Annotated in this window: 22 protein-coding genes; 6 read left to right on the plus strand and 16 right to left on the minus strand. The window is 49.1% G+C overall.

Annotation, left to right across the window (positions count from 1 at the left end; translation table 11 throughout):
* The first annotated feature begins 103 nt into the window (after positions 1-103).
* Both JSU04_04955 and JSU04_04960 read left to right on the plus strand, forming a co-directional pair.
* A complete protein-coding gene (locus JSU04_04955) occupies positions 104-790 on the plus strand; it encodes a hypothetical protein (protein MBS1969629.1) in 687 nt (228 codons plus the stop codon).
* A gap of 116 nt (positions 791-906) precedes the next feature.
* Positions 907-1698 (plus strand): DUF1269 domain-containing protein, encoded by a 792-nt coding sequence (locus JSU04_04960; protein ID MBS1969630.1) that lies wholly within the window; start codon positions 907-909, stop codon positions 1696-1698.
* 118 nt (positions 1699-1816) lie between these two features.
* Here the strand turns inward: JSU04_04960 and JSU04_04965 are convergent, their stop codons facing one another.
* Positions 1817-3970 (minus strand): hypothetical protein, encoded by a 2154-nt coding sequence (locus JSU04_04965; protein ID MBS1969631.1) that lies wholly within the window; start codon positions 3968-3970, stop codon positions 1817-1819.
* Positions 3971-4211: 241 nt separating this feature from the next.
* Between JSU04_04965 and JSU04_04970 the strand changes: the two genes are divergently transcribed.
* Together JSU04_04970 and JSU04_04975 are read left to right on the plus strand one after the other, a co-directional pair.
* Entirely contained in the window at positions 4212-4934 is a 723-nt protein-coding gene (locus tag JSU04_04970; GenBank protein MBS1969632.1) for a phenol 2-monooxygenase, read from the plus strand.
* Between the two features lie 3 nt (positions 4935-4937).
* Complete coding sequence (locus JSU04_04975; protein MBS1969633.1) at positions 4938-5861, plus strand: DMT family transporter; 924 nt, start codon at positions 4938-4940, stop codon at positions 5859-5861.
* On the opposite strand, the gene JSU04_04980 is transcribed toward JSU04_04975, so the two are convergent.
* A complete protein-coding gene (locus JSU04_04980) occupies positions 5761-6837 on the minus strand; it encodes a DUF475 domain-containing protein (GenBank protein MBS1969634.1) in 1077 nt (358 codons plus the stop codon). The two genes, JSU04_04975 and JSU04_04980, sit on opposite strands and share 101 nt — an antisense overlap.
* Before the next feature lie 47 nt (positions 6838-6884).
* Here JSU04_04980 and JSU04_04985 point away from each other — a divergent pair, with 47 nt between their 5' ends.
* Positions 6885-8060, plus strand: coding sequence for a chloride channel protein (locus JSU04_04985; GenBank protein ID MBS1969635.1), 1176 nt, complete (start codon positions 6885-6887; stop codon positions 8058-8060).
* A 336-nt stretch (positions 8061-8396) separates the two neighbouring features.
* Complete coding sequence (locus tag JSU04_04990) at positions 8397-9356, plus strand: hypothetical protein (GenBank protein MBS1969636.1); 960 nt, start codon at positions 8397-8399, stop codon at positions 9354-9356.
* A gap of 66 nt (positions 9357-9422) precedes the next feature.
* On the opposite strand, the gene JSU04_04995 is transcribed toward JSU04_04990, so the two are convergent.
* The 14 genes from JSU04_04995 to purF all read right to left on the minus strand — a co-directional run bounded on the left by JSU04_04995 (position 9423) and on the right by purF (position 24218).
* Positions 9423-9839 carry a hypothetical protein gene (locus JSU04_04995; GenBank protein MBS1969637.1) on the minus strand — a complete coding sequence of 139 codons (417 nt, stop codon included), beginning with the start codon at positions 9837-9839 and terminating at the stop codon, positions 9423-9425.
* 170 nt (positions 9840-10009) lie between these two features.
* Complete coding sequence (locus JSU04_05000) at positions 10010-10570, minus strand: hypothetical protein (GenBank protein MBS1969638.1); 561 nt, start codon at positions 10568-10570, stop codon at positions 10010-10012.
* 170 nt (positions 10571-10740) lie between these two features.
* Entirely contained in the window at positions 10741-11097 is a 357-nt protein-coding gene (locus tag JSU04_05005; protein ID MBS1969639.1) for a hypothetical protein, read from the minus strand.
* 2 nt (positions 11098-11099) lie between these two features.
* On the minus strand, positions 11100-11570 hold the full coding sequence (gene msrB, locus JSU04_05010) for a peptide-methionine (R)-S-oxide reductase MsrB (GenBank protein MBS1969640.1): 471 nt from the start codon (positions 11568-11570) through the stop codon (positions 11100-11102).
* Positions 11571-11972: 402 nt separating this feature from the next.
* A complete protein-coding gene (gene purE / locus JSU04_05015; protein MBS1969641.1) occupies positions 11973-12461 on the minus strand; it encodes a 5-(carboxyamino)imidazole ribonucleotide mutase in 489 nt (162 codons plus the stop codon).
* On the minus strand, positions 12458-13627 hold the full coding sequence (locus JSU04_05020) for an ATP-grasp domain-containing protein (GenBank protein ID MBS1969642.1): 1170 nt from the start codon (positions 13625-13627) through the stop codon (positions 12458-12460). Before JSU04_05020 ends, purE begins: the two co-directional genes overlap by 4 nt.
* The gene (locus JSU04_05025) at positions 13628-14671 is read right to left on the minus strand and encodes a phosphoribosylformylglycinamidine cyclo-ligase (protein ID MBS1969643.1); all 1044 of its coding nucleotides are present in this window, start codon (positions 14669-14671) and stop codon (positions 13628-13630) included.
* 9 nt (positions 14672-14680) lie between these two features.
* Positions 14681-16222: a bifunctional phosphoribosylaminoimidazolecarboxamide formyltransferase/IMP cyclohydrolase gene (purH, locus tag JSU04_05030; protein MBS1969644.1), complete on the minus strand. Its 1542-nt coding sequence runs from the start codon at positions 16220-16222 to the stop codon at positions 14681-14683.
* Positions 16216-16950: a phosphoribosylformylglycinamidine synthase subunit PurQ gene (locus JSU04_05035; protein ID MBS1969645.1), complete on the minus strand. Its 735-nt coding sequence runs from the start codon at positions 16948-16950 to the stop codon at positions 16216-16218. The genes purH and JSU04_05035 overlap by 7 nt, the downstream gene beginning before the upstream one ends.
* Positions 16950-19889, minus strand: coding sequence for a phosphoribosylformylglycinamidine synthase (locus tag JSU04_05040; GenBank protein ID MBS1969646.1), 2940 nt, complete (start codon positions 19887-19889; stop codon positions 16950-16952). Before JSU04_05040 ends, JSU04_05035 begins: the two co-directional genes overlap by 1 nt.
* Positions 19873-20490 carry a phosphoribosylglycinamide formyltransferase gene (gene purN, locus JSU04_05045; protein ID MBS1969647.1) on the minus strand — a complete coding sequence of 206 codons (618 nt, stop codon included), beginning with the start codon at positions 20488-20490 and terminating at the stop codon, positions 19873-19875. The genes JSU04_05040 and purN overlap by 17 nt, the downstream gene beginning before the upstream one ends.
* Positions 20481-21770 carry a phosphoribosylamine--glycine ligase gene (purD, locus tag JSU04_05050; protein MBS1969648.1) on the minus strand — a complete coding sequence of 430 codons (1290 nt, stop codon included), beginning with the start codon at positions 21768-21770 and terminating at the stop codon, positions 20481-20483. The genes purN and purD overlap by 10 nt, the downstream gene beginning before the upstream one ends.
* Entirely contained in the window at positions 21767-22768 is a 1002-nt protein-coding gene (locus JSU04_05055; protein MBS1969649.1) for a hypothetical protein, read from the minus strand. Before JSU04_05055 ends, purD begins: the two co-directional genes overlap by 4 nt.
* Positions 22755-24218: an amidophosphoribosyltransferase gene (gene purF / locus JSU04_05060; protein MBS1969650.1), complete on the minus strand. Its 1464-nt coding sequence runs from the start codon at positions 24216-24218 to the stop codon at positions 22755-22757. Before purF ends, JSU04_05055 begins: the two co-directional genes overlap by 14 nt.
* Positions 24219-24386 lie beyond the last annotated feature (168 nt).

Here is a 24386-nt window from a genome sequence, read left to right on the forward strand (position 1 = left end):
GCATTTCCCAAGGAGGAGCGGCGTTGTTTACGTCTGTTGACATTCTAATCTCAGATTGAAACACTTTAAACAGAACTCAGTTCGACAGCCCACGGAGGTCCCCATGAAAAGAGCCGTTTTATTGGCATCACTTTTGACGTCTTCGATGGGCTTCGCCCAACAAATTACTGTGCAAAAGGTCAAAGGCAATAAAGCCGTGATCGAAATCTCGGGCGGCACCCTCTCGCAAGGCAGAACCTACTCTCTCGGTGGCGGCAGCTCTTCCACCAGCGGCGTCAGCGGCACTCGTGATCACATCATTGGCGGCAGCTTCGGCTTCCGTTCAGGCACAGACACAACCAGCATCAATAGCGGCACTGCCAGCGCGAGCCTCAGCTCGAGCAGCTCTGACATGAATTTACTGGCGCGCTTCGGCTGGAATCTCGGAAGTTATGAGGCCGGTCCGCTTCTCATCTACAGAAGCGTCGATTCGGATTATCAGGCGCTCCACTACAGCAGCGTCGGCGCCGGCGGCTTTTTCGATTATAACTTTAACCCGAACCGCAATGGCGAATCCACTGTCTATGCCGCCACTGCCGAAGGAACCTACGGCACCTACTCACCTAAAAGCGGCAGCGGTGGCAACCTCTTGGGCCTCTTTGCGGGGTTCAGCGCCAAATGGTTTGGTCTTACGAACACAACAGCCATCCGCGGCGACCTCGGCTATGACTATCAAAAAATCACCATCAGCAGTTCGAGCATCACCTCAACAGGTTTTGCTTTCAGAGTGGGTCTTTCAAATTATTTCTAAGTAAAATGTTATTTGAGAGCCTATCGAGTTTTAACGACATTCCCCCTTAAGAAGAAAATATCCACTGAGACGATGACAATTCGTTTTATAATCGAAGCTAACCATAGGAGGCTTCGATGTCTGACTTATTCGCGGTCCTCTATCCTGACCCACATTCCGCTGATGCCGCAATGGAAGCTCTGGAAAAGCTTTCGCGCGCTGGAGCCATCGAGCTCACCGACGCCTGCGCCGTCGTGAAAGATGCCAATGGCCGCGTTCATCTTCATCAAGAAAACAATTTGTATGTCATCGGCGCACTTGGAGGCCTCGCCCTGGGAACGATCCTGGGATGGTTTGTGCTACTGCCTTACCTGGGGGTCCCCGCAGCCCTGCTCGGCGCGGCGATTGGTAAATTCACAGATTTTGGTCTCGATGATAATAAAATGAAAGACCTCAGCAAAGAAATGAGGGCGAACTCCTCAGCCCTCTTCATGCTAATGCGCGGCCCGGAAATTGATATTGTTCTTAAAGATCTGGCTCGGTTTGGCGGGCGCATTTTCTATACTTCTTTAGATAAATTCCAAGAAGATGAGCTTGAACAAAAACTCGAAGAGCTCAGAAATATGTACCAAAAACAAGCCGAGCATCCGCTGGACATCCAGAGTGCCGTTGCCACGGCTACTTCCAAAAAAGAAGAAACCAAGATCGAGATTATGGTCACCAAAGAAACTCTGCCCAACGCCACTCCCGACAAAAAGTACCGCTTGGTTTGGTATTACAGTCAGTGGCCCCAAGGAAATGAATATGATATTTTAGCCAGTGGCCTCACCCGGGAAGAGGCCGAACTGCTGAAGGAGAAAAAAGACCCCCACCTTAAAGGGGAAATTCTTTTCATTGAAGAAGAAACCGAGAGGTCTGCGCAACTCTAAAGCGGAGTTGACGCCTAAAAGACAATCCCGCCGGTGTTAAGCACCGTGAGAACCACCAGTAAGAATGCACAGAAAATAACAAAGCGAAGAGACATGGGGAGCTTCTAGCAAAACTTGCCTAGAAGCTCAAGCCCACCCCGAAGGTTCCGTAAAAAGTATTCAGTGTCGCCTGCTGCTGCTGCTTTTGGTCGATGATTGCGTAGCGCTTCAAACCGAAGCCGGCCTCGCCAAACCAATGTTTCGTCCACAGGACTTTCCCGTGGAAATTAAGCGCAAAGTTCGTATTCAATTTTACATCCGAAGACAATGAAACCGGATAGAAGATGAACTCCATATCCACCCACTTTTGGTATCTCATCAGTGGAATATAGTTGATCAAGTCATCGAAAACTTTCGGCATTGAACGGCCCCAGAAAGCGCCGACCCCGAACATTGGAGCCTTGATTTGCGCGAACTCCACGGATTGATAATCCAGCATCGCCCCAACCGTTTCGTCCCGGCCCCAGATCCCTGGAGAGAATCGATATTTCAAGTCCGCATTGGCAACGGACAAATCCGCTTTGATCCCCTTGGTCTTATCCACTGTCAGCTTCGTCAAAGACTTAAAGTACTTGGCACTGATACCCCAGCGCTGGCGGCCGACGTAATAGTTTGTCCACCCCATCAAGTTTTCAAACCACTGATTGTAAGCGGCCTCGCCCAAGAATAGAGCTTCTCCCGAAGATGACAGCAAGCCTGACAGGCGCAAACTCAACTCACGCGGAAAGCCCTTGTAGATCTCGTAGAACGCTTTGTACTCTTTGCCCTGATACTCCATGCTCAAGTAACTGCGGTTGATCTCACCACGGTCCGCGGCCTTAAAGCGCCACAGGAAATATCTCGGATCTTTTTCATCCACTTCGATGGAGTTTTCAAAGCTCGTCACTTTGACTTCCGGTAGTTTCCTACCAAAAAGTTTCACGTCATCAACATAAGTTCCGATCGGAGTCGTGACATGCAAATAAGGACGTGCGTTGGCCCGCGGAACTTCCGACAGCTCAAAACGCTGCGTAAAGAGACCGCCCCCCTGCCCCGGCAAGTAGAGCTTGGGATCTTCAGAGCTAATGGTCGCTTCCCAGAACTTACGCATATCCCCGATCGTCGACTGAAAACCAATCGCCCGCGTGAATGAAGAATAATCATCTGGGTTTAAAACCACCGAAGGAATCGTCGGACGCGTTCCCCAAGCGACGATACGGATTTGGTCCGGCTTCTTGGTGTCAGTCAAATCCATAAGGTTGAGCTTGTTCGGAGTCGCAATGAATTCGTAGCTTTCACCGCTGGCAAGTTCCGCGAAGAACGCCGTCGGCATATCACGAGGAACCGGAGCATTTTGCTTTAATGGAGCCGGCTGAGACTGCAAAAGAACGCGCGGTGGAACCGGGGTTTTCACTTTTGCCATCGACAGCTGTTTGCCCGAGCCGCGAATCACATAACGTTGCGAGCACAGGCGCGATTGCGCGCGGCCTTCTGCTTGAGTTAAACAGAAACGGAACGACTCACTAAAAGGTTTAATCCCTTGAGCCGCAACATCGATAATACCGTACTGAGTAGAAAAGACGCTCGTCTTAGGTAATTTACCCCTCACACCGCGATCACTCAGACCCTTTTTCCAAGTGTCTAAAGTGGTTTTCCACTGGTCGCGTTTGGCTTGAGTGATTTCGTCCTTCCACAACACCGCACCGGTGCGGGCGATGATTTCAAGCTTCCCCGTCTGTTGCAGATTTTCAGGCCAGCGTAAAACGAGAGCGATTTTCTGGGCCTCACGGGTGCCTAAGACATTTTGCATTTTCGGATGGAAGCGCGAGAGCGGAACCATCGCAAAGAAGAAAGACTGATCATCAATAACAGTGTCACCGACACGAAGGCTGTTGCCGTTTAAGTCGTACTCGAGTTCCATTGTCGGCAAAAGATTGTCCATGGATTCGAAGTACACAGGCTTTGAATACTCTTCGGTACGAGCTGTTTTCAAAACCATTTTTTGGCCGAGCTTTCTTTCTTCAACTACTTTTGGCTTCGGTGTCGGTGTTGCGACCGGAGCTTCCGGCGCCTCTTGCACTGCCGGGCTTGCGAGATCTTCGGCTCCGCCCGGAGTTGCTGCGACAGCCGGAGTTGGGGCCGCCACCGGAGCAGATGGGGGAGCGTTCGTTGACGGCGAGGCCGTTGCTGGCGAAGCAACAGGAGCCGTCTCCTGAGGAGCCGAGATCGGCGCCTCTGCAGGAGTGTCTTCCACGATTCCATCTTCGTCTTGGGGGTAAGCTGCTTGCGTCGTTAAGCAAACAAGAAACAGTAAAAATAGCCTCCGGATGGAAGCTTTTTTTGAGGTCGTTCTGAATACTTCTAACCACTCGATTAAATTCACATTTTTATGGTAATAAAGGATATGTGTTGCCACAAGTTAAATGATTGGACTGTCTAGACTTTTTGAATTATTCAAGGCAGTCTGAGTCTTCTAATTTTGCCGAGGTTAATAGATGTCCGCAGCCAGAACTGTATATTCGATGAAGGTCGAAAAAATCATTGATCACACCCACAACGTGCGTGAATTGGTTTTGAGAACCGAAAGTCCTGAAAGTTTTCAATATCGAGCAGGTCAATTCGTCATGCTTCACGTTCCGGTCCCGGACTCTAAGCCAGCTTTGCGCGCGTACTCCATTGCTTCTGACGAGCGCGTCAAGAACGGTTTCCGACTGCTTTTTAAGTTCGTAGAAAATGGTCTAGCTTCGACATACGTCTGGGGATTGAAAGGTGGAGAAAGCCTCAAATTCACCGGCCCGTTCGGAAAAGTCTTCTTCCAAGAGCCGCCGACAGATCAAGTGGTGTTCCTGAATACCGGCACAGGCGTGTCTCAGCACTTGTCTTACTTGGTTTCAAAAAAAGAAATCTTCCCACACATTCAGTACCGCATGCTCTTCGGTGTTCGTACCGAGAAAGATATCTACATTAAAGAGGAACTCGATGCTCTCGCAGCGGAGTTCCCGAACTTTAAGTATGAATTTGTTCTGAGTCGTCCGAGTGATCATTGGACCGGCAAAAAAGGCTACGTTCAGCACTTTATCAAAGAATATAACTACAAAGAAATTCCGACAACTTTCTATCTCTGTGGCAATGGCGGCATGATTAAGGAAGTAAAACACCAGCTTCTTGAGGTCGATGGTTTTGATAAGACCCGTCTCTGGACAGAAGCTTTCGATTAATTCATGAGCCTCAGGCAGCCGACAGAACGCCAAGCCGTATTTGAGCTGATCTTTGCCGGTGCCCTGTGGGGTTTTGGTTTTGTCGCGACCCAGTGGGCACTGACTACTTGGAATCCCGCAGGTGTTCTCCTCTGCCGCTTTACGGGCGCCCTCGTTATTGGCGAAATCATTTACCTGATTTCGCAAATCCGCCAAAAAGAAAAAACTCCATGGAAAGACGACTTCAAGGGCTCCATCCCTGCCGGTCTCTTGCTAGGAACTTTTTTGCTGATGCAAACCATCGGTTTGCAATACACCACGGCAACGAAGAGCGGATTCATTACGACTCTGTACGTGGTGTTCGTGCCGGTGGCAAACGCCCTGTTCTTTAAGAAAAAACTTCCGCTCTTTGGATTTATCCTCATCGCCTGCGCCCTCGCAGGAACCTTCTTACTGATGGATGCGCGGTTTGAGACACTGGTTTCAGATATTAATATTGGCGACTTATGGACTTTGGCGGCAGCCATTGGCGCAACGGCACACATTATCTATATTGGCCGCTTCACTCATCGCATTCAAAACGCCTTTCGCGTGAATAACTTCCAAACTTTGTGGTCGCTGGCGATCATTGTGCCGGCGATTTTTTTGATGCCGAAAATTCAAACCGGCCCGGTGAATCCGCAATCACTTGCGGGATTGTTCATTTTGGCCGCCGCTTGCAGTGTCTTAGGATTCTATATTCAAGTGCGAACGCAAAAAGTTCTCTCAGACACCACAGCCAGTATGCTGTTTCTGCTTGAGAGTCCTTATGCTTTCTTTTTTGCCTATGTTTTAATGGGCGATCGTCTTAATGGATGGCAGGCTTGTGGGGCTCTGCTGATTCTTGGTGCCGCACTCGGGATGGTGCTCCTGGAAAGCGCACAGACCAATAAAAAGCAATCAAGATAACAAACGCGCCCAAAAGACCCGTCACCCATTCTGGAATATGCAGGAACGGATCCATCAGCATAATCATCGCAAGACAGCCGATCGCATAGAACGCGCCATGCTCGAGGTAAAGAAACTTGCTAAGAGTTTCTTTTTCCACAAAAAGAATCGTCAGCGATCGCACGAAGAACGCACCGATACTGAGACCAATCATAATAATGAACAGATTGTGAGTGATCGCGAAAGCCCCGACCACACCGTCAAAACTAAACGAAGCATCCAGGACCTCAAGGTAAAGGAACATACCAGCACTCGCTTTGTGCATGTCTTTCATATTTTCCTGAGACATCTCAAGGACTCCACCGATGCCATCCGTCACCACGTATGTGATCAAGCCGCCCATCCCCGCAAGAATGAAAGTCAGCTGTTCAGTGTCTGTGGCAATAAAGCTAGAAAGGATCATGAGCGTCAGAAGTGTCAGACCGATTTCAATGGCATCAATCTTACCCAAAGCTGCGAGAGGTTTTTCAATCGGCGCAATCCAGTGGATGTCTTTGGTTTCATCGTAGAAGTAACGCAGTGTCACCATCAGCAAGAAGGTTCCGCCAAACGCCGCCACTGCCAAATGCGCTGAGGTCATGAGCGAAGCATACTGATCCGGCTTGAACGCCGCCATCATCAGAGCTTCCCAGGGGTTTATCTTGGCAACCACCGCGACAATCGCGAGTGGGAATATCAAGCGCATGCCAAACACCGCGATGAGCATCCCCCAGGTCAAGAAACGCTGACGCCAAATCGGTGTCATTTCTTTTAAAACAACTGCATTGACGATGGCATTATCAAACGACAAAGAAATTTCGAGAACCGCCAGAACGGCCGCGATAAAAAGTGCCTGCAAAGCCCCGGCAGTGGTGCCTGAATAATAGTAGCCCACCCCTGAAGCGAGAATGAGTCCAAAGACGGTTGCGATAAATGAGCCTGTGAAGTACTTCAGCATACAAATTCCTTGAAGTTTGTTGAGCAAAGGCTACAACAGAAGAACCTATGTGGGCAATTCTGTTTGGCCTTTTGAGCCTGATTTTTGTGATTTTCACGGTCGGGAGCGTCTCAGCGCTCTTTTTGTATCTGTTAGAACTGGCTTCGCGCTTTTTCGTTGAGCATGATTATTTGATTTTCATCTTACCCATTCTTGGATTAGTCACTGGCCTGACTTATTGGTTCTTTGGCAAAAAAGTTCCGTCGACGAAAAAAATCCTCCACGGCGTTGAAGAAAAACAAGCCCTGATTCCTTTTATCACAGCTTTTTTTATTTTTAGTTTCACGGTTCTCAGTCAGGTTTTTGGCGCCGCCACCGGCCGCGAAAGCACGGCGGTGCAGTTCGGAGCAGCGCTTGGCGAATTCTGGCGCGATGTTTTCGCAAAACGCGTGAACTTGAAATTCAGCCGTCAAGCTTACGTGCGCTGCGGTCTTGCCGCTGGTTTTGGCGCGGTCTTCGGAGTGCCCTGGGCAGGGGCCCTGTTTGCGGTGGAGGTGACACCAACTCGTCGTTGGACACTTCGCTATTTGCCTCTCTGTGTGCTTTCTTCTTTTGGTGCCCATTGGACGGCGCTGGCTTGGGGCGCACACCACAAAGCCTATCCAGTTTTCGTGGCGTTGCACTGGGACCTTCTGCTTGGAGCAAAGTGGGTTTGCTTGGGTGTCGCGTTTGGAGTCTGTGCGAAGGTTTTCATCGTTTTAATGCATTATCTTGAAAAGCATGTCTTCGGTCGTATTCCGGTGGCGTGGATTCGCCCTGCTATTGGCGGCGTGATCGTGGCGCTGCTGACATTGCTGATGAAAGATATCCGCTACAACGGCCTTGGCGTGAACTTGATTGATGCGGCAATGACCAGCGGAGTTCAAACTTTTGATTTTGCTTGGAAGAGCGTCTTTACGATTCTCTCTTCCGCTTCGGGCCTAAAGGGCGGTGAAGTCACGCCGATGATGGCGGTGGGGGCGACCTTGGGGGCGACGATTTCTTATTGGCTTGCACTCCCCTCGCTGTACGCTGCGAGCTTAGGCCTCATCAGCGTCTTCGCCTCGGCCTCACATATTCCGTGGACCGGCGCCGTGATGGCGTGGGAACTTTTTGGTTTCGAAGCATTCTTGCCGACATTTATTGTCTGCTGGGTCGCACGTCGAGTGGTGGGGCTGAACGGACTGTTTGCTTTGAACGATTAGTGATTAGACAGTTCAAAAAAGATTCCGAAAATTCACCGCGCGTGTCCGCGGCCCATTCGCTGACAATTTCGACAAGTTTTTAGATTTCCCCTCTTCCGAAACACGTGTTGCTCCCGAAAGAATCGCGGTGAGCTCCTTTGGTCCCGTAAAATTTCGGGATTTTTCTGCGTGAATCTTTGGCATTGAAAAACTTTGGACAGATTTCCGCCAATTCTCCGATTGAGATTTCATCGAGGTTCCCACGACTTGCAAACCTAGACTCGTTTCGATTTTTTGCGAAAACACCTGGCCTAGACTTTGCCTCTTAGAAGGTTGAACTCAAAAACGGAGACTTCTATGAAATCGATTTTTGCAAAGACAACAATGATTGCGTGTTCAGTGTATCTCTTAAGTGCTTGCAGTGATGCAAACATGAGATTCATGCAAAACGGTTCCGAAGTACTTAAATCTGAAACTCCAGCAGCAGATGGCTGGATTCCAGGACAAGAGCCGACGCCGGCTCCAGTGGTTGATCCAACACCAGTAGTAGACCCAACGCCAGTTGTAGATCCTACTCCGGTTGTAGACCCAACTCCTGCTCCTACTCCTGTAGCAACTCCAACTCCGGTTGTGGTTGTCCCTACGCCGACACCAGTTCCTCCAACACCGACTCCAGTGGTTGTTGTTCCGACTCCAACGGCAACACCAGTACCGGCGACTCCTACGCCAGTACCAGCAACGCCAACTCCGGTGCCACCAACACCAACTCCAGTTGTGGTTGTGCCGACTCCAACACCTGTTCCTCCGACGCCAACTCCAACGCCTGTCGCGAAGGATGACTGTGTTGAAGCGGGTCTTAGTCAGAAAGCTTGTTACTTAGCGAAGATCATGGCTCTCGGCTGCCCACTGCGTGACAGTGTGCCTGCGAGTTACAGAGCTCCAAGCCGCGCAACGATTATCTCTTACATGGATCGTTGTGATGCCAACGCTTATCCATACACAGCGCCAACAGCTGCGCAATTGGACGTCATCAATAAATTGATTGATCCAAACAGCGATGCGTTCAGAAAGTATATCTTCACTGGTTTGTACTACAAGCCGCCATACACTGATGAGTTCAAGAAATACTTCGGTATTGAATTGTACAATGCAGAGTATGTGTTCTGTGATAACTATGGCGTTCCTCCAGGAAGCGGTTCGATCCTTCCGAAGGAAGCAATTAACAACGATCATTATGTGATGGATAAGGCTTACAAAGCGGCCAATGTGTATGCCGGCCAAATTCAAGCCTGCGTGTACGACAGCAAATCACACTAGCCTCAAGCTAGAACACACCAAAACACCCGCAACCGAACTCCTGGCTACACGCCGGGAGTTCACTTTTTACGGGCAGTCGGTTCTGAGGCGGCCCGTGTTCGAAGAATCGTAATCTAAAACTTTCGCACCATTATAAAGACATATATCTCCGGTGTTCGCACGCGCCTTATTAACCGTTGCACCGTAAATATACATCGTCCCTGTATTGCCAGTGATAGTTCCGATGTTCATCGCGATAATCTGATGCGTTCCGGTCGAGCCATTGATGGTCGTAATATTCTGCGCACTAATACAGAGCGCTCCGGTGTTCCCGGTGATTGTTTGGATGTCTCGCAGAATGAAAAGCGAAACCGCCGCCGTATTGCCCGTGACATTGGTGCCATATTGAGCGCGCGACTGCGAGGCTCCGGTATTACCTTGAAAGTTGATGAGCACTGCTGAGTCGACCCGAACGGCGTTCGAATTGTCAATTGGCGGTCCCATTTAGAATAAACAAACTGTTGCCTCCCTTCATAAAACTAGAACAGTGACTGGATCTGATCTGCCCTGTAGTTGGTAAAAAGATAAAAGCCCGTTTTCACGGGCTTGATGTCGAAGTGATTGCTCTCCCCGCTTTGTGGGAATAATTACGTGGCTGGAAGCTTGAACAGATTTTACTGGTAGATCAAGTTCAGCGGAGCTTTTGCAGAAATAGGTGTTTCTTGGCCACCAGAAGATCTTTGCATTCCGTAGACAGTAATCTCGCCTGAAGTGGTGAAAGAATCTTTGGGATTGCTTACTGTAACGCTGCCACACCGAATTCTGCAAAGAGAACCTGTCTCGCGCACTGTCGCCAAATTACTGTAAGATGCCGGCCCTAAAGTGCCATCCCAACTAGCTTTGTTTGTGAAGTCAAAAAAGAGAGCCTGAAGTTCTTCGCTTGCAATCGTGCAGCGATAGCCCAATGCCGGAAAATCAAGATCCATACGAGAAATAATTGCTGTGTCAGTTTTATTGTTCCATTCAAGAGTGGCCCCTTGATAGTTCATATAATAAGCCGCAATATCTAGAACTCTTTGTGCGCTGGGATTTTGATAGACATCAACAATGTTCGTACAAGATTGCGCACTTGCATTGATGAGATAAGATGTACTTCCTGTCATTTTGATCGATAAATCAGAAGCAAAAACTGAAGTTGCTGCTAGTAAAATAGCGACGCCTAAGAACGATTTCATATCCTCTCCTTGGATAAATTATTTGAAAAATAATCGTCTCAAGGAGGTGAGTTTTGAGTCAACGGTTCAGGGTAGAACAGAAAAGAATCTGTTGTCTTTTGTGCTCCACTTCAGGAAGGGGAACAAAACCGCCAGCTTGAGGCAGGCGGTTTCATTTCAACGACTCTCAATTACATGCCTGGGATCGGCAGCACTTCCATGATCTCGACAGAAGCTCCTGGGAAAATTGAAAAGTGCGGATGCTCTTTGAACATCTTGGCTGCTTCTTCGTGAGTTTCTGCTTGAACAACCGTGTAACCCGTCATCAGATTTTTGATATCTGTGATGCCGCTTGGATCTGCTTTCTTGGTTTTACCCAAAGGACCGCCACCGACGACGATACTCTTTTTATGGGTTTCAACCCATTTTCCCCAGGCCTGCATTCCTGCGCGCTCTTTTTCTTTGCGCGTGTTCTCGTCCATCGCCATCCACTTTTTCATGATGTCGTCTGTTGCTGAGCCCATGTAGACTGCTAGAAACTGTTTCATTTTTATTCTCCGTCTTTGAACATTGGAAGATAAGCCTCGTAGCCCTCTTCTTTAAGTTTCTCCACCGGAATAAAACGCAACGAGGCGGAGTTAATACAATAACGTAAACCTGTCGGACCCGGGCCGTCGTCAAAAATGTGACCCAAGTGCGAGTTTGATTTCTGCGAACGTACTTCCGTTCGAGTCATGCCGTGACTGTAGTCCGAGAGTTCTTTCACCACATTCGGCTTTACTGGCTGAGTGAAGCTCGGCCAACCAGTACCGGAATCAAACTTATCAACAGAGGCAAATAAGGGTTCACCCGACACAACATCGACGTAGAGCCCTTCTTCGTGATTATCCCAGTATGCATTCTGAAAAGGACGTTCGGTTCCATTCTTCGCAACAATCGCATACTGCTCAGGCGTGAGCATTTTTTTTAATTCCGCATCGTTTTCAGGTAGGCCGCAGACCAAGTCGCATTGTTGTTTCATAGAACACCTCCGAATTCTGAAATACTACTGCTTTTCGCGAAGCTTGACCATTCTTTCTATGACACCATGTGCTTTTTAACATTCGAAACCAGAGCAACACCGCAAAAAAACACGAGCCCGTCGGCCTCTGGAGAGTGCAATTCCAGAGTTTCTCTAAAGACCTAAGAAAAAAGCTAAAAGCTCCGAGAAGAAATCAAAACATACGAATTATAAATCAAAGCCCCTGCGGAAGTGACGGAATAAGTAAGTTTAGATGTTCTTAGTGCCCCCCTCTGAATAGGGTCAACTTATAGGTTGACCTTATTCAGAGGGGGCCTTTACTCACGCTAAGACTTATCGTTCGCACGGGTCGGTTTTCGTCGGAAAGCCGGCGGAGTCAGTACTTACACGCGGGTGATACTGCTAGATCTTTTTGTTCTGGTCGGCGACTTTTTTGCGGAGGCTTTCTTTGTATTTTGTTAGTTTTTTTGCCAAATCGCTGTCCGCAATTGCGAGCATTTGAACCGCTAACAAGGCGGCATTTCCGGCGTTGCCAATCGCAACAGTTGCCACTGGAATTCCTTCTGGCATTTGCACGATGGAATACAAACTATCCTGACCACCGAGAGAACCCACCGGAACAGGAACACCAATCACCGGCAAAGTTGTCAAAGAGGCCATCATGCCCGGCAAATGGGCCGCACCGCCCGCTCCGGCGATGACGACTTTATAGTTTTTGTGGGCGCTTTCACCTTCAGCAAAAAGAATCTCCGGCGTGCGATGAGCAGAAACGATCTTGGTTTCAAAACCAACACCGAATTCTTTCAGAATTTCTTCGGCACGTTTCATTGTGGCGAGATCCGAAAGACTACCCATCACGATCAAAACTTCAGATTTATTCTTTTTGCTCATGGTTTTAAACTTTCTTGCCACTGCTTTTCAGCGGCCTTCAGGCTGTCAATAATCTGAGGCAGTTCCCCGGCACTCATCCCAGAGCCAATCATATGTCCGAGCTTTCTTCCCGGGGAAGTCATTTCTTTGTCGTACCAGTAAATTCGGCTACTCAGCGGCTTACTGATGGTCCCATGGAGGCCCTCAGGACCCAAAAGGTTCACCATTGCGAAGGCTTTGGCGCAATCAAAGTCCTCTTTATCGAACTTTTCCTGCCAGTACGATTTCAAATGCATTTGGAACTGGCTTGAACGGGCCGCTCTTTGCGTGAAATGACCGGAGTTATGCACTCGAGGCGCCATTTCGTTGACGAGCAACTCGCCTTTTTCAGTGACAAAGAACTCAACCGCAAAAGTCCCAAGCATCTTAAGCTTGCTCGCAATCACATACGCGATCTCAGCCGCTTTCTTTTCATTCGCTTCTTCATTCAAAGCTGTGAAAGCCAAAAAACAAACACCTTTTTTCTGCTGAGTTTCAATCAAAGGATAATGACCGAAATCCCCGGAAAAACTCTGACAAGACACCAGCGCCACTTCTTTTGCGAATGGAACAAACTGCTCGGCATAAACGCGCGAACCGGTTTTATACGCGCTTTCACAGAAAGTACGAATCGCTTGAAAGTTCAAAGTGGTACCTGGCGGAAGAGCCATATTGCCCTTTCCGTCGTAACCCATACGGGCTTTCTTGAGAACCAACCCTTGCCAGTCTTTATGCAGAGTCGTTAAGTGCTCTGGAGAATCAAGTTCGACTGCGGTGACCTCAGTAAATTGAGAAGTCGGAAGACTATTTTGTGTGAAAAACTTTTTTTGCTCAAGTTTATCTTGTGCCACTCGAAGTCCAGCAAAAGACGGTGCCGGGAATTTACGTCCTGTGCCCCAAGCATTTTCAATCGCATCGACATCGAGAAATTCACTTTCAATTGAAAAACCATCCACTGTATTCAGGAAATTCTTCAGTTTCTCAGTTTCGCTGACGTTTCCAACGACCACCGTTGCACCGGCATGGCTTGCCGGGCAAATGGCCTTGTCGTTGTAAACCGGTGACGGACGCAGATCCATCACCAGCTGACAGCTGGCTTCCCAGAGCATTCTTCCTAATTGGCCGCCGCCAAGAATCCCAAATCTCATTTAATAAACCAACGTTGTGCTTTCAGTTCCATCCGTCACGCGAACTTCGCAACGGGATTTTTTACGAACCGTCTGGCCAATTTTCCAGGCCTTGTAGTTATTTTTCTTTAGGTGAGTCAGAACGGCTTTTGCCTTCTTCGCATCAACGACGATCACCATCCCGATCCCCATATTGAAAGTCTGAGTCTTTTCATCGAACGTCAGAGATTTGTCTTTGAGAGTCTCAAGCCATTGGAACGCTTTTGGGCGCTCTTTCAAAGGCGGCAAGGTAATATCGTAGCTCACCTTTTCAGACATGCGTGGCACGTTCAAGAAACCAGAGCCCGTGATGTGTGCCAATCCTTTGACAGACCCCTGAGCAATCAACTTCTTAACCCCGCGCGTGTAAATCATCGTTGGCTTCAAAAGCTCTTTTGCCAAAGTTTTGCGGCTCAGAGTTTTTGTCGGCTTCCACGCCGCAAAGAGCTTACGGATTAAGCTGTAACCGTTGCTATGAAAACCTGAAGATGATACGCCAATGAGGACATCGCCTGCTTTGATGCTCTTAACTGGTAAAGCTTTCTTTTTATCCACAAGACCGACGGCAAATCCAGCCAAGTCATATTCACCCGGCTGATAAAAGCCTGGCATCTCGGCTGTTTCACCGCCGATGAGTGCGCAACTGCCCTGCTGACAGCCCTTCACGATTCCGGCAAGAACATCCTTCGCCGTTTTTGGCTGAAGTTTGCCCGTGGCAAAGTAGTCGAGGAAAAATAACGGTTTTGCGCCAACACAGAGAAGATCATTCACAGACATCGCAACAAGATCGATCCCGACTGTGTCATGCGAATTCCAGTCAAACGCGAGTTTGAGTTTTGTTCCAACACCATCGGTGCTGGCCGCGATATATTGCTTAGAATTCAAGTTATAAAGCGAAGCATACCCACCCACGGAGGATTTCACGTTGGCATTCAACGTCGACTTCACCATCGTGGAGATACTTCCCACAAACTGATCGGCCAAATCGCGATTGACCCCTGCTTTTTCGTAAGCGCCTTTTTCCATTCAGTGCTCCTAGTGTCTAAAGTGGCGGAAGCCGGTAAATGCCATTGCTATTTTATGTTCATTACAAGCCGCAATCACCGAGGCGTCCTTGATACTGCCGCCCGGCTGGATGATGTACTTAATTCCTACGTTTGCTGCGACATCCACCGAATCGCGGAATGGAAAGAACGCATCACTGATAAGGATACAATCACCGAGATGATCACGGCCTAAAATATTCTGAGCACGCGGAATGGCGAGTTTTCCCATGGCTTCAACCCGGTTTGGCTGACCTTGACCAGCCCCTACCATGCGGAAGTCCCCGTCGCTGTCTTTTTGTACCAAGCAAACAGAGTTACTTTTCAAAGTTTTATTACAGAAGATTCCAAAGTGCGCGAGTTCGTTAAACTCCGTCGGCCATGCGACCTCTGTCACACCTTTGATCGGCTCTTGCAATTGCAAATCGAGAGTTTGTGTGAGAACTCCACCCGCCACACTCATTTGCATTGAAGGAGATTCCAGATCCCAGTGTCTCACTGTCACAGCTTTCAGGTTTTTGCGGTGCTTGAGCAAATCCCCCAAGTTCCCCGCCTGCAACTTCGGCGCAGATAAAAGCTCCACAAAACGAGTCTCAAAGTAGCTAAGGATTTCGCTGTCAATTTCATCGGTAAAGATAAGGACGCCGCCGAAAGCTGATACCGGGTCACAAGCCCAAGCTTTTTCCAAAGCCCGAAGCTGAGCCTTGGGCGCTGACTTCGGTACAGACGCCACTCCACACGGATTATTGTGTTTTACGATCACAACACTTGTGCGATCCGGGAAGGCCGATTTCAAATCACGTGCGACAAAGTAAGCCGAAGAAAGATCGACGATATTATTATAAGATAACTCCGTCGCCGTCAGTGGATGATTCCAGTCGAGGGGCGAATTGGCATTTACTTTCAAACTTGCCTTTTGATGCGGATTTTCTCCGTAGCGAAGCGGCTTCATGCCTTCACCGAAAACCGACTGAATGCTTTGATCATACTCAGTCACAAGGTCCCAGGCTTGAGCCGACGCTTTTAACGCCGTTTCTTGATTCACAGTTCCTGCGGTTTTTAGCTGAGTCACTACTTCTGAGTACTGAGCTGGATCCGTCAGAACCAAAACATCCGGAGAATTCTTCGCCGCTGCTCTGACAAGGGCCGGCCCACCGATATCAATCAACTCCGTCAGTTCGGCGCGGGAAAGATTCTTATCGAGATTTTTATGGAACGGATAAAAGTTCACAACCACGGCATCCAAAAGCTTGATATTGAGCTTTTCCCAGTCCGCTTTGTCTTTCACGTCATTTCTGCGAGCTAAAAGACCCGAGAAAATTTTAAAAGACAATGTTTTCATACGGCCTTGAAAAGCCTCGGGAGTTTCAGAGAGCTCTTCGGCTTTTTTGCAAGGAATGCCCGCCTCTTCGAGGGTTTTTAGAGTTCCGCCTGAAGCGTAGAGCTCAGTACCGGATTTGTGCATGGCTTGTGCCAATTCCACCAAACCCGTTTTATCAGAGACACTTAAAAGCGCGCGGTTCAATTTTAACACGATGAGATCTCCTTATAAGCATTTCTAAAAAACATCATTCCCACTTCTTCATCATCCGCCTTTTCAGGTGTTTGTGTCCAAAGTGGATTCTGCGTCTTACGAACCGCTGCCTCTGGGTGAGGCATCAAACCAAAAATACGGCCTGTCGGATTCACAAGACCAGCGATGCGCTCAGTACTGCCATTCACATCTTCTGTGTATTGCAGTGTGATTTTAAAATCCGGGCTGTTATGCACATCAACGGAAGAGTCAAACAACAACCGGCCTTCCCCGTGGCGAATCGGCAGATACATTTCATCGACCCCCGTGAGAAAGACATTCGGCGCCGCAGACTTTTTCATCGCGGCCCAGCGGTTTAAAAACTTATTCTGAATATTATGAGTAATGGACACCTTCTTACCAAAAGCGCCCATCGCAATCAAAGCTTGAAAGCCATTGCAGACTCCAAGAACGATCCCACCATGGGCCGCAAAGTCTTCGAGGTTCCAGTTCAAGCCCTTTGTGAGCTTCAGCGCCAGCACGCGGCCTGAGCCCAAGTGATCACCGAAAGAAAATCCCCCAGGCATAAAAAGGGCACGATAGTTTTTCTTAAGATCTTCCTGGGTGAATTTCTTTTGGATAAGATCATTCACATGGATGATGTCGGTAGCAAAACCAGCCTTGCGGGCGGCGTGGGCCATTTCGACTTCACAATTGATTCCGTCACCGGCTAAAACAAGTGCTTTCATCAGAGGCTCTCCCCATTCCAAGCTTGATAGAGTTCATCGACAGTGATTTTCTCACCCTGCCAAGTCCATTCTGGTTTTGCCGTCAAAGTTCCGATGGCCATAAATGCGATCCCCTTTGCCGACCAAAGCTTTTCCGCTTCAGCCGCTTTGTCACCAGCGACACTCACAACGAACTGATGGAAGCCTTCACCGAAAGAAGTTTCCGCGTTTGCGAGCTCAAGCGACGGATCAAATTCAATTCCTAAATTATTGGTAAAGCTAGATTCTGCAACCGCCGTGAGCATTCCGCCTTCACTGAGATCGTGCGCTGATTTCAAAACTGCCGCAGACTCAGCCGAGCCCAACCAGCTATAGAGTTTCACCGCTTGATCCCACGCCGGAGTGGCTGCTTTCATCGCAGTCGGTGTCTTTTGTAGAGCTTGCCATTCAGAAGCCGCTAAACCCAATTGCGAAGGACCGAGTTTATAGATCTTATCGCCAGCCTTCTTAAATTCTGCTGTACGGGCTTTTTTGTAATCCATCATGCGGCCCATGGCCGTGACCAACAATGTCGGTAGAACCGAAATTTTGACAGGCTTTCCGCCTTGAGTGCCTTTGTAGTCGTTCTTCATGCTGTCTTTACCGGAAATCAGCGGCGCCTTCAGCGCCAAGCACGCCTCGCGCAGTCCATAGCAAGTACGAACCAGAGCCGCCATCTTCGCCGTGTCCTCGACCGGATCTGGCCAGCAGAAATTATCAATCAAAGAAAGAACCGTTTCATCCCCGAGAGAAAACTCCGCTCCGACGGCAAGCAGGTTTCTGACGGCTTCGTCGACTGCTAATTGCGCCATCAAATACGGATCCACAACCGACATGCGCGGGTTCAAACCACAACCGACAACAACGCCGGTGGAATTACCATGTGACAGAGACAAAACCGCCGCATCATTCGGAGTTGAGCGCTGAGCCGGAGACGTCTGCAGGGACTTCACCACCGAGCGGCCTTGAACCTCATGATCGTACTGACGAATCATGTTTTCTTTGCTGCGAATATTCGGGCGCTTTAAGATTTGTTTCAATGTCTCAAATGGCTTTGCTTCTTTCGGAGCTTCCGTCGTCACCACGGGCTTATGAGTCCAATGCGCTTTGAGTTGCAATTTTGGATTTCCATCATGCAAAAAGTCCAAAGAAAGATCCGCGACTTTATCTTTTGCGTAGAAGATTTCAAAGCGGCCCGAATTCGTGAACTCACCAAGTACGCTGACTTCCACTCCGCGAAGATCCGCCAGTGTCAAGAAGGCTTCGCGCTGAGCTGGCGGCACCGCCACTGTCATACGCTCTTGCGATTCGCTGATCACTAATTCAAAGGGTTTGAGTCCCGGCATTTTAGTTTTTGCCAAAGATACGTCCATACGGGCGCCGCCGGCAATCCCTGCCATTTCACCAACCGAAGAAGACAACCCGCCTGCTCCGTTATCGGTCAAAGTTCTATAGAGGTTGCGATCGCGGGCTTCCATCAAGAAGTCCGTCATCCGGCGCTGAGTGATAGGATCGCCCAGCTGAACCACGCTGGAAGGAATCGATTCGGTCATTTCTAAAGACGAGAACGTCGCCCCATGAATGCCGTCACGACCGATACGGCCACCGACCATGCAGATCAGGTCGCCCGTATTGATTTCTTTCGCGGCACATTCTTTGTCAGCAATCTTACGTGGCATAATCCCGCCCGAGCCGCAGAAGACCAAAGGCTTCCCGATGAACGACTCATCAAAGTAAATGGCGCCATTCACCGTGGGAATACCACTTTGGTTTCCACCGGCCTCAACCCCGCTGCGGATGCCTTCAAGCAATTGCGCCGGAGGAATGATTCCCGTCGGCAGATTCTCTTTCATTTCGAGAGGACCCACACAGAAGACGTCGGTATTAAAGATTGGCTTCGCGCCAAAACCACAACCCAAGATATCGCGGTTGACACCGACAATCCCTGTGATCGCGCCACCAAATGGGTCCAGCGCCGACGGAGAGTTATGAGTCTCTACTTTAATGCAAACTGCGTTTTCATCATCAAAAGCGACGATGCCGGCGTTATCTTTAAATACGGACAACAACCAAGGCTTTGGCAGCTCTTTCGTTGTTCCTGCGATGGTTGTTTTAAATAGGCTTGAAATCTTCGCAGGGATCTGCGGCGTCTTTCCGCCTTCCTCTGTATATTCAACATCGGCAGCAAAGATTTTGTGCTTGCAGTGCTCAGACCAAGTTTGCGCGAGCACTTCCACTTCAACGTCCGTTGGATCGCGTTTTTCAGAAGCAAAGTAAGCTTGAATCGTCTTCATCTCAGGTAAAGTCAGCGACAACAGATTCTGACGGCTGAGTTCCATCAAAGCTTCATCGTTCATACCGATCAACGGCACTTTTTGCGCCTTCGGCTGTGTTTCGCCAGGTAACAAGAACTTAGGCCCGATCTCTGAGGACTCAAAACGGGCGTATTTAGAAAACTCACTGTCAGAATAAACACGGTGACGATGAATTAATGAATTTGAAATCAAAGCCTTCGTGACGGCTTCGATCTCTTCGCGATGAAGAGTTTCGCCGGCAAACAAGTAAGCCTGACCGGAGCTCACTTGTGTCTTAGGAAGTTTACGGCGGGCACAAATTTCCAAGGCCTCAAGAGCTGTATGCCCCAAGTTATCAGTCATTCCAGGGTGGTACTCGCGCTCAACAACCCAGTGGCTTGTTGGCCAGTTTTTTTGTTGAAGAACCTGATCCCACCAAACATCTTGTGCGAGACGGTCAAATTCGTTTTGGTCGCCTTCGAACTCGCTCCAGAAAAGATCCACGACGCGGAGAGATTGAATTTTAGCGGCAATGGTTGGATTCCATTTCTGGATTTTACCTAAGAGTGCCAGGCCTTTTGGATCTTGAAGCTCTTGCTTAAGGATGACTTCAGTGCGGGCGTACATAAAACCTCTCTCCTTGTTTTAAAATTTCAAACTGATTTGCGAGGATCCAAGACAATGTCCTTGGATAAAGCGCGTGCTCAATAGCAAGGCCTCGCTTTTCAACCTCCTCAACGCTGGTGCAATCAGCAATCGAGAAACTTTCTTGGGCACAGATCGGCCCCGTGTCTACGCCGGCATCGACAAAATGCACCGTCACGCCGGTCTTTGGTAATTTCTGTTCAAATGCGCGTTTGTAACTATCTAACCCCGGAAGCTCCGGCAAAAGTGACGGATGAATATTGATAATACGTGCAAAACCGCGGGCATCCTGAAAAGCAGCAATGAACTCTGCCTTGAGGATCCGCATGAAGCCCGCGAGCACGACGTAATCAACTTGCAGCTCCCGCAGAGCTGCTGCTAAACGCGCTTGATCTTTTTCAACGAGGGTTTTTAAACCCAAATCTTGAGCTTTTTCTAAAACGGCCGCATCAGCACGGTCAGACCCGACAAGCACAATGTCCGCTGCCAGTTTTTTTTCACCGACAGCTTTGGCAATGGCGCTAAAATTAGAACCTCTTCCTGAGGCTAAAACCGCAATACGAGGAAGACGCTCTAAAGCCACTCCGCCCCCACATCTTTACGCACTTGCATACCGTCAAACTGAACTTGCTCTAAACGCTCAAAGGCTTTGGCGCGAGCTTCAGCAATCGTATTGCCAAACCCGAGCGCGCCCAAAACACGGCCGCCCGAAGTGCGCCACTGAGCTTCGTCTTTACGAACTCCGGCGAAGAACCCGCTATGAGTTTTCATCCATTTATCAAGACCTTGAATCGCATCCCCATTACGAACAACACCCGGATACCCGGCCGAAGCGGCAACCACATAGACCGCATACTCATCAAACATCGGAACCACACGCGGCTTCTGTGACAAGCGTCCTTCGACGCTGGCTAAACACCACTCCAGCAGATCGTCTTGAATCAGCGGCAACAGAACCTGCGCCTCGGGATCACCGAAACGAGAATTGAATTCCAAAACCCAAATATCTTCGCCATCGACCATCAAGCCTGCGTAAAGAATTCCTTTATAAGGAGTCCCCCGTTTTTTCATTTCACGCAAAGTCGGGATAAACACCAAATCTCGGATTTTATCACCCAGCTTTGGATCGTCGAGAGGCACCGGGCACACGGCCCCCATGCCACCCGTGTTGGGACTTAAGGGATCTTCCGTCAAAGTTTTGTAGTCGCGTGCCGGCGCCAGCAACGAACAACTGTCGCCATCACAGAACGCAAGCCATGAGATCTCTTTACCGCGAAGACGCTCTTCGATCACAAAAGAATGAGAGTATTGCTGCAATCGCGCTAAAGCGGTCAGAGCCTGCTCGCGGGTTTCGCAAATCTCAACACCCTTCCCGAGCGCAAGACCATCGGCTTTCAAAACCCACTGTTTACGAACCCAATTGAGGTCCTTCACTAATTTCTCGGCATCGGCGACAGAATGAACTTCGTAGGAGTCCGCCGTCGGAACTTTGGCGGCCTTCATCACCTGCTTAGAAAAAATCTTACTGCTTTCAAGTCTGGCCGCTGCTTGAGTGGGGCCGAAAATCGCCAGGCCCTCTTTCTGGAAAATATCCACAGCACCATCTGCAAGAACATTGTCAGGACCTACGACGACAAGGTCGATCTTTTGGCTCTTGGCCTTTTTCGCCAGCGCCAACAAACTGTCGGCACCCTTCACCGAATCATTCCAGCCCGTGATGTCCTTCTTATACTGCTGGCGCATTTGCTCAAGCGCCGCTGTGTTTTCAGGGCACATCACCAGCGTCTTGATCTTTGGCGATTGCAGAAGCTTCCACGCCATGGCGTGTTCGCGTCCACCCGAGCCTAAGACGAGGACTCTCATCGAGGGCCCCCTTCCAGGTAGGATGACATTTCTTTGACGACCTCATCGAGGCTCGCTGATTTAAAAATCTTCTCATTGGCAATATCGTTCACCAGTGCCAAGTACATACCACTGACAAGCTCCTTCAAACGCGCTGGCAGCGGCGGCGGAGGATTCTTCACCAAGGCTTTCCAATCGGCATAACCTTTAGTTTCGCCTTCTTCTTTGGCATTCTCGAGATCTTGATACCACTGAGTTTGACGATAGAACTCGCGCAGAACTTCTTTCGACAATTGAATATTCTGTTTCTCAAGGCGCATTTCATCAGGACCAATGGCATCGACCAAGATGATCTCTCCGCCTGCGGACAAGCCCCATTCGAGTTTACCATCCATCAAGCGAATGCCTTTTTCAGCAAACCACTTTTTCAGAATCAACGCGACTTCCGAAGTTTTCATAGTCACTTCTTCAAACTGAGCCGGCGTCAGGCCGCTGATTTTGAGAGCTTCCTCATTAGAAAGTGGACGATCTTTATCTTCGAGCTTCGTAAACATTTCGATGTAAGGTTTTTCAAAGCGCTGACCGACTTGGTAGTTCTTTTCAGGATGACGTTTGATAAATGAACTTCCTGCACACACTTCAAAGCGGAAAACCACTTCCAGTGGAATCAAGTAAGGCCGCTGCATTGTCTTTGGATAAGTATAGAAGTTACGGCCACCTTCGGTGATGCGCTCAGGGCGATAGACCCCGATTTTTTCAACCAGCACGTTGCGGCCGCCGTCAAATCCACGGAAGTGAGTCTTCACACCGCGCTCTTCGAGGCGCTCAAACAAAACCGCCATTAATTTCGCCAGCCCCTCGCCCTTTTGCGGGATCGTGTCCGGCATTTTGCCCCAATCAAAAACCGAATAATCATCGGTGAATTCAAAAACCAAATGAGATGCCTGCTCGGTCGCAAATATTCTTTTTACAGACCCCTCATACATCAAATTCTTTTTCTGAAAACTATTTGTAGGCACTTCGATCCTCATTTCTCGTTTTAACCAGATCTTTCACGCCATCGGTCGCCGTCGGGTATTGCCCGGTCAGGCACGCCATACACGGAGTGATTTTCTTTTCAGGGAAAAGAGCTTCTTTCAAAGCTTCAACTTCTTGATAGATGACCCCATCGGCACCAAGCTCTTCTTCCACGCCTTGCAGAGATTTATTATTGGCGATGAGCTCTTTTTCCATCGGGAAGTCGATCCCATAATAACAAGGATGCTTGATCGGCGGACACGTCGCCGCGAAGTAAACCTCTTTGGCCCCTGCCATGCGCACAAGCTCAATCAATTTGCGCGAAGTCGTTCCGCGCACAATCGAGTCATCGACCAACAAAACGCGCTTGTCTTTAATTTCAGACAAAACCGGCGCAAGTTTCAAGTGCACGGCTTGCTCGCGCTTATCCTGACTATCCAAGATAAAGGTGCGAGTGATGTAGCGGTTCTTAATTAAAACTTCGCGATAGGGAACCTTGAGCTCTTCCGCCAAGGCAATCGCGGCGATACGCGCGGTCTCCGGAACCGGAACCACGACATCAAACTCAATCCCGTCTATTGCCATGCGCTCTTTCACGGACTGAGCCATTTTCTTACCGAGCTCGATGCGGGCTTTGTAAACCGGGCTGCCTTCAATTTCAGAAGTCGGCGAAGCGAAGTAAACCCACTCAAACATGCAAGGGCGATGCTCACGGGTGCGGAGAATTTTACGCTCCACCATGCCTTCCATATTAATAGCGACGATTTCCCCCGGCTTGATATCTTCGAACTCATCGTAACCCAAGAAAGACAATGCCGTGCTTTCAGAGGCTAAAGCATAGGACGTTTTGCCGGTGTCTTCGCGGCGTTTGCCCATGACGAGCGGTCGCAGTCCATAGGGGTCCCTGAACGCCACAAGCCCGAAGCCCGCAACCAGGGTCACGATGCTATAGCTGCCAATGGCTTTTTCAAAAACGAAATCGACCGAAGAGCAAAGATCTTCAAAGGTCGGCGTTCGCTTCTGGACATTTTTCGCAAGTCCTTCAGCAAAGAGATTAATAATGTTTTCAGTGTCTGAGTCCGCCAGAGGTTGGCGTTGGTATTTGGTACGAAGTTCTTGAGTCAGAGAGCGGAAGTTCACAAGGTTGCCATTATGGACAAGGCCAATGCCGTATGGAAAATTCAACAGGAAAGGCTGCACATTCCGCAGTTCACTCTTCCCCGCTGTCCCATAGCGGACATGCCCGATGGCCACCTCACCGGTCAGAGAGGCCATATTTTCCGGCGTGAACACATTCTCGACGAGTCCCAAGTTCCGCACATAGTGGAAACCGGAATCATCATAGGAAAGGATGCCGGCAGCGTCCTGTCCCCGGTGTTGAAGAAGGCTCAGTCCCCTCAAGGCTCTTGAGGAAGCTTGGCTCGTGCCAATGAGTCCGATAACTCCGCACATGTTCACTCCCGTGTATTAACTTTTTTGGAATACAAGAAAGCTAGCACCCGGGTGTGTTGATATAAAGCAAACAAATGTCAGGGTTGTGTTAAGACAAGAGGCATCATGCCTGTGATTGCAACAACTTAGAGTATTTGTTTTAACCCGAAAAGTTATTTTCACGGAGTT

Source organism: Bdellovibrionales bacterium (genome assembly GCA_018266295.1).
Classification (GTDB): Bacteria; Bdellovibrionota; Bdellovibrionia; order Bdellovibrionales; family Bdellovibrionaceae; genus JACMRP01.

Bases quoted from the DNA above. Each gene is read 5' to 3' on its own strand.
- JSU04_04955 (MBS1969629.1), top strand. From the start codon at position 104: ATGAAAAGAGCCGTTTTATTGGCATCACTTTTGACGTCTTCGATGGGC.
- JSU04_04960 (MBS1969630.1), top strand. From the start codon at position 907: ATGTCTGACTTATTCGCGGTCCTCTATCCTGACCCACATTCCGCTGAT.
- JSU04_04970 (MBS1969632.1), top strand. From the start codon at position 4,212: ATGTCCGCAGCCAGAACTGTATATTCGATGAAGGTCGAAAAAATCATT.
- JSU04_04975 (MBS1969633.1), top strand. From the start codon at position 4,938: ATGAGCCTCAGGCAGCCGACAGAACGCCAAGCCGTATTTGAGCTGATC.
- JSU04_04980 (MBS1969634.1), bottom strand. From the start codon at position 6,837: ATGCTGAAGTACTTCACAGGCTCATTTATCGCAACCGTCTTTGGACTC.
- JSU04_04985 (MBS1969635.1), top strand. From the start codon at position 6,885: ATGTGGGCAATTCTGTTTGGCCTTTTGAGCCTGATTTTTGTGATTTTC.
- JSU04_04990 (MBS1969636.1), top strand. From the start codon at position 8,397: ATGAAATCGATTTTTGCAAAGACAACAATGATTGCGTGTTCAGTGTAT.
- JSU04_04995 (MBS1969637.1), bottom strand. From the start codon at position 9,839: ATGGGACCGCCAATTGACAATTCGAACGCCGTTCGGGTCGACTCAGCA.
- JSU04_05000 (MBS1969638.1), bottom strand. From the start codon at position 10,570: ATGAAATCGTTCTTAGGCGTCGCTATTTTACTAGCAGCAACTTCAGTT.
- JSU04_05005 (MBS1969639.1), bottom strand. From the start codon at position 11,097: ATGAAACAGTTTCTAGCAGTCTACATGGGCTCAGCAACAGACGACATC.
- msrB (MBS1969640.1), bottom strand. From the start codon at position 11,570: ATGAAACAACAATGCGACTTGGTCTGCGGCCTACCTGAAAACGATGCG.
- purE (MBS1969641.1), bottom strand. From the start codon at position 12,461: ATGAGCAAAAAGAATAAATCTGAAGTTTTGATCGTGATGGGTAGTCTT.
- JSU04_05020 (MBS1969642.1), bottom strand. From the start codon at position 13,627: ATGAGATTTGGGATTCTTGGCGGCGGCCAATTAGGAAGAATGCTCTGG.
- JSU04_05025 (MBS1969643.1), bottom strand. From the start codon at position 14,671: ATGGAAAAAGGCGCTTACGAAAAAGCAGGGGTCAATCGCGATTTGGCC.
- JSU04_05035 (MBS1969645.1), bottom strand. From the start codon at position 16,950: ATGAAAGCACTTGTTTTAGCCGGTGACGGAATCAATTGTGAAGTCGAA.
- JSU04_05040 (MBS1969646.1), bottom strand. From the start codon at position 19,889: ATGTACGCCCGCACTGAAGTCATCCTTAAGCAAGAGCTTCAAGATCCA.
- purD (MBS1969648.1), bottom strand. From the start codon at position 21,770: ATGAGAGTCCTCGTCTTAGGCTCGGGTGGACGCGAACACGCCATGGCG.
- purF (MBS1969650.1), bottom strand. From the start codon at position 24,218: ATGTGCGGAGTTATCGGACTCATTGGCACGAGCCAAGCTTCCTCAAGA.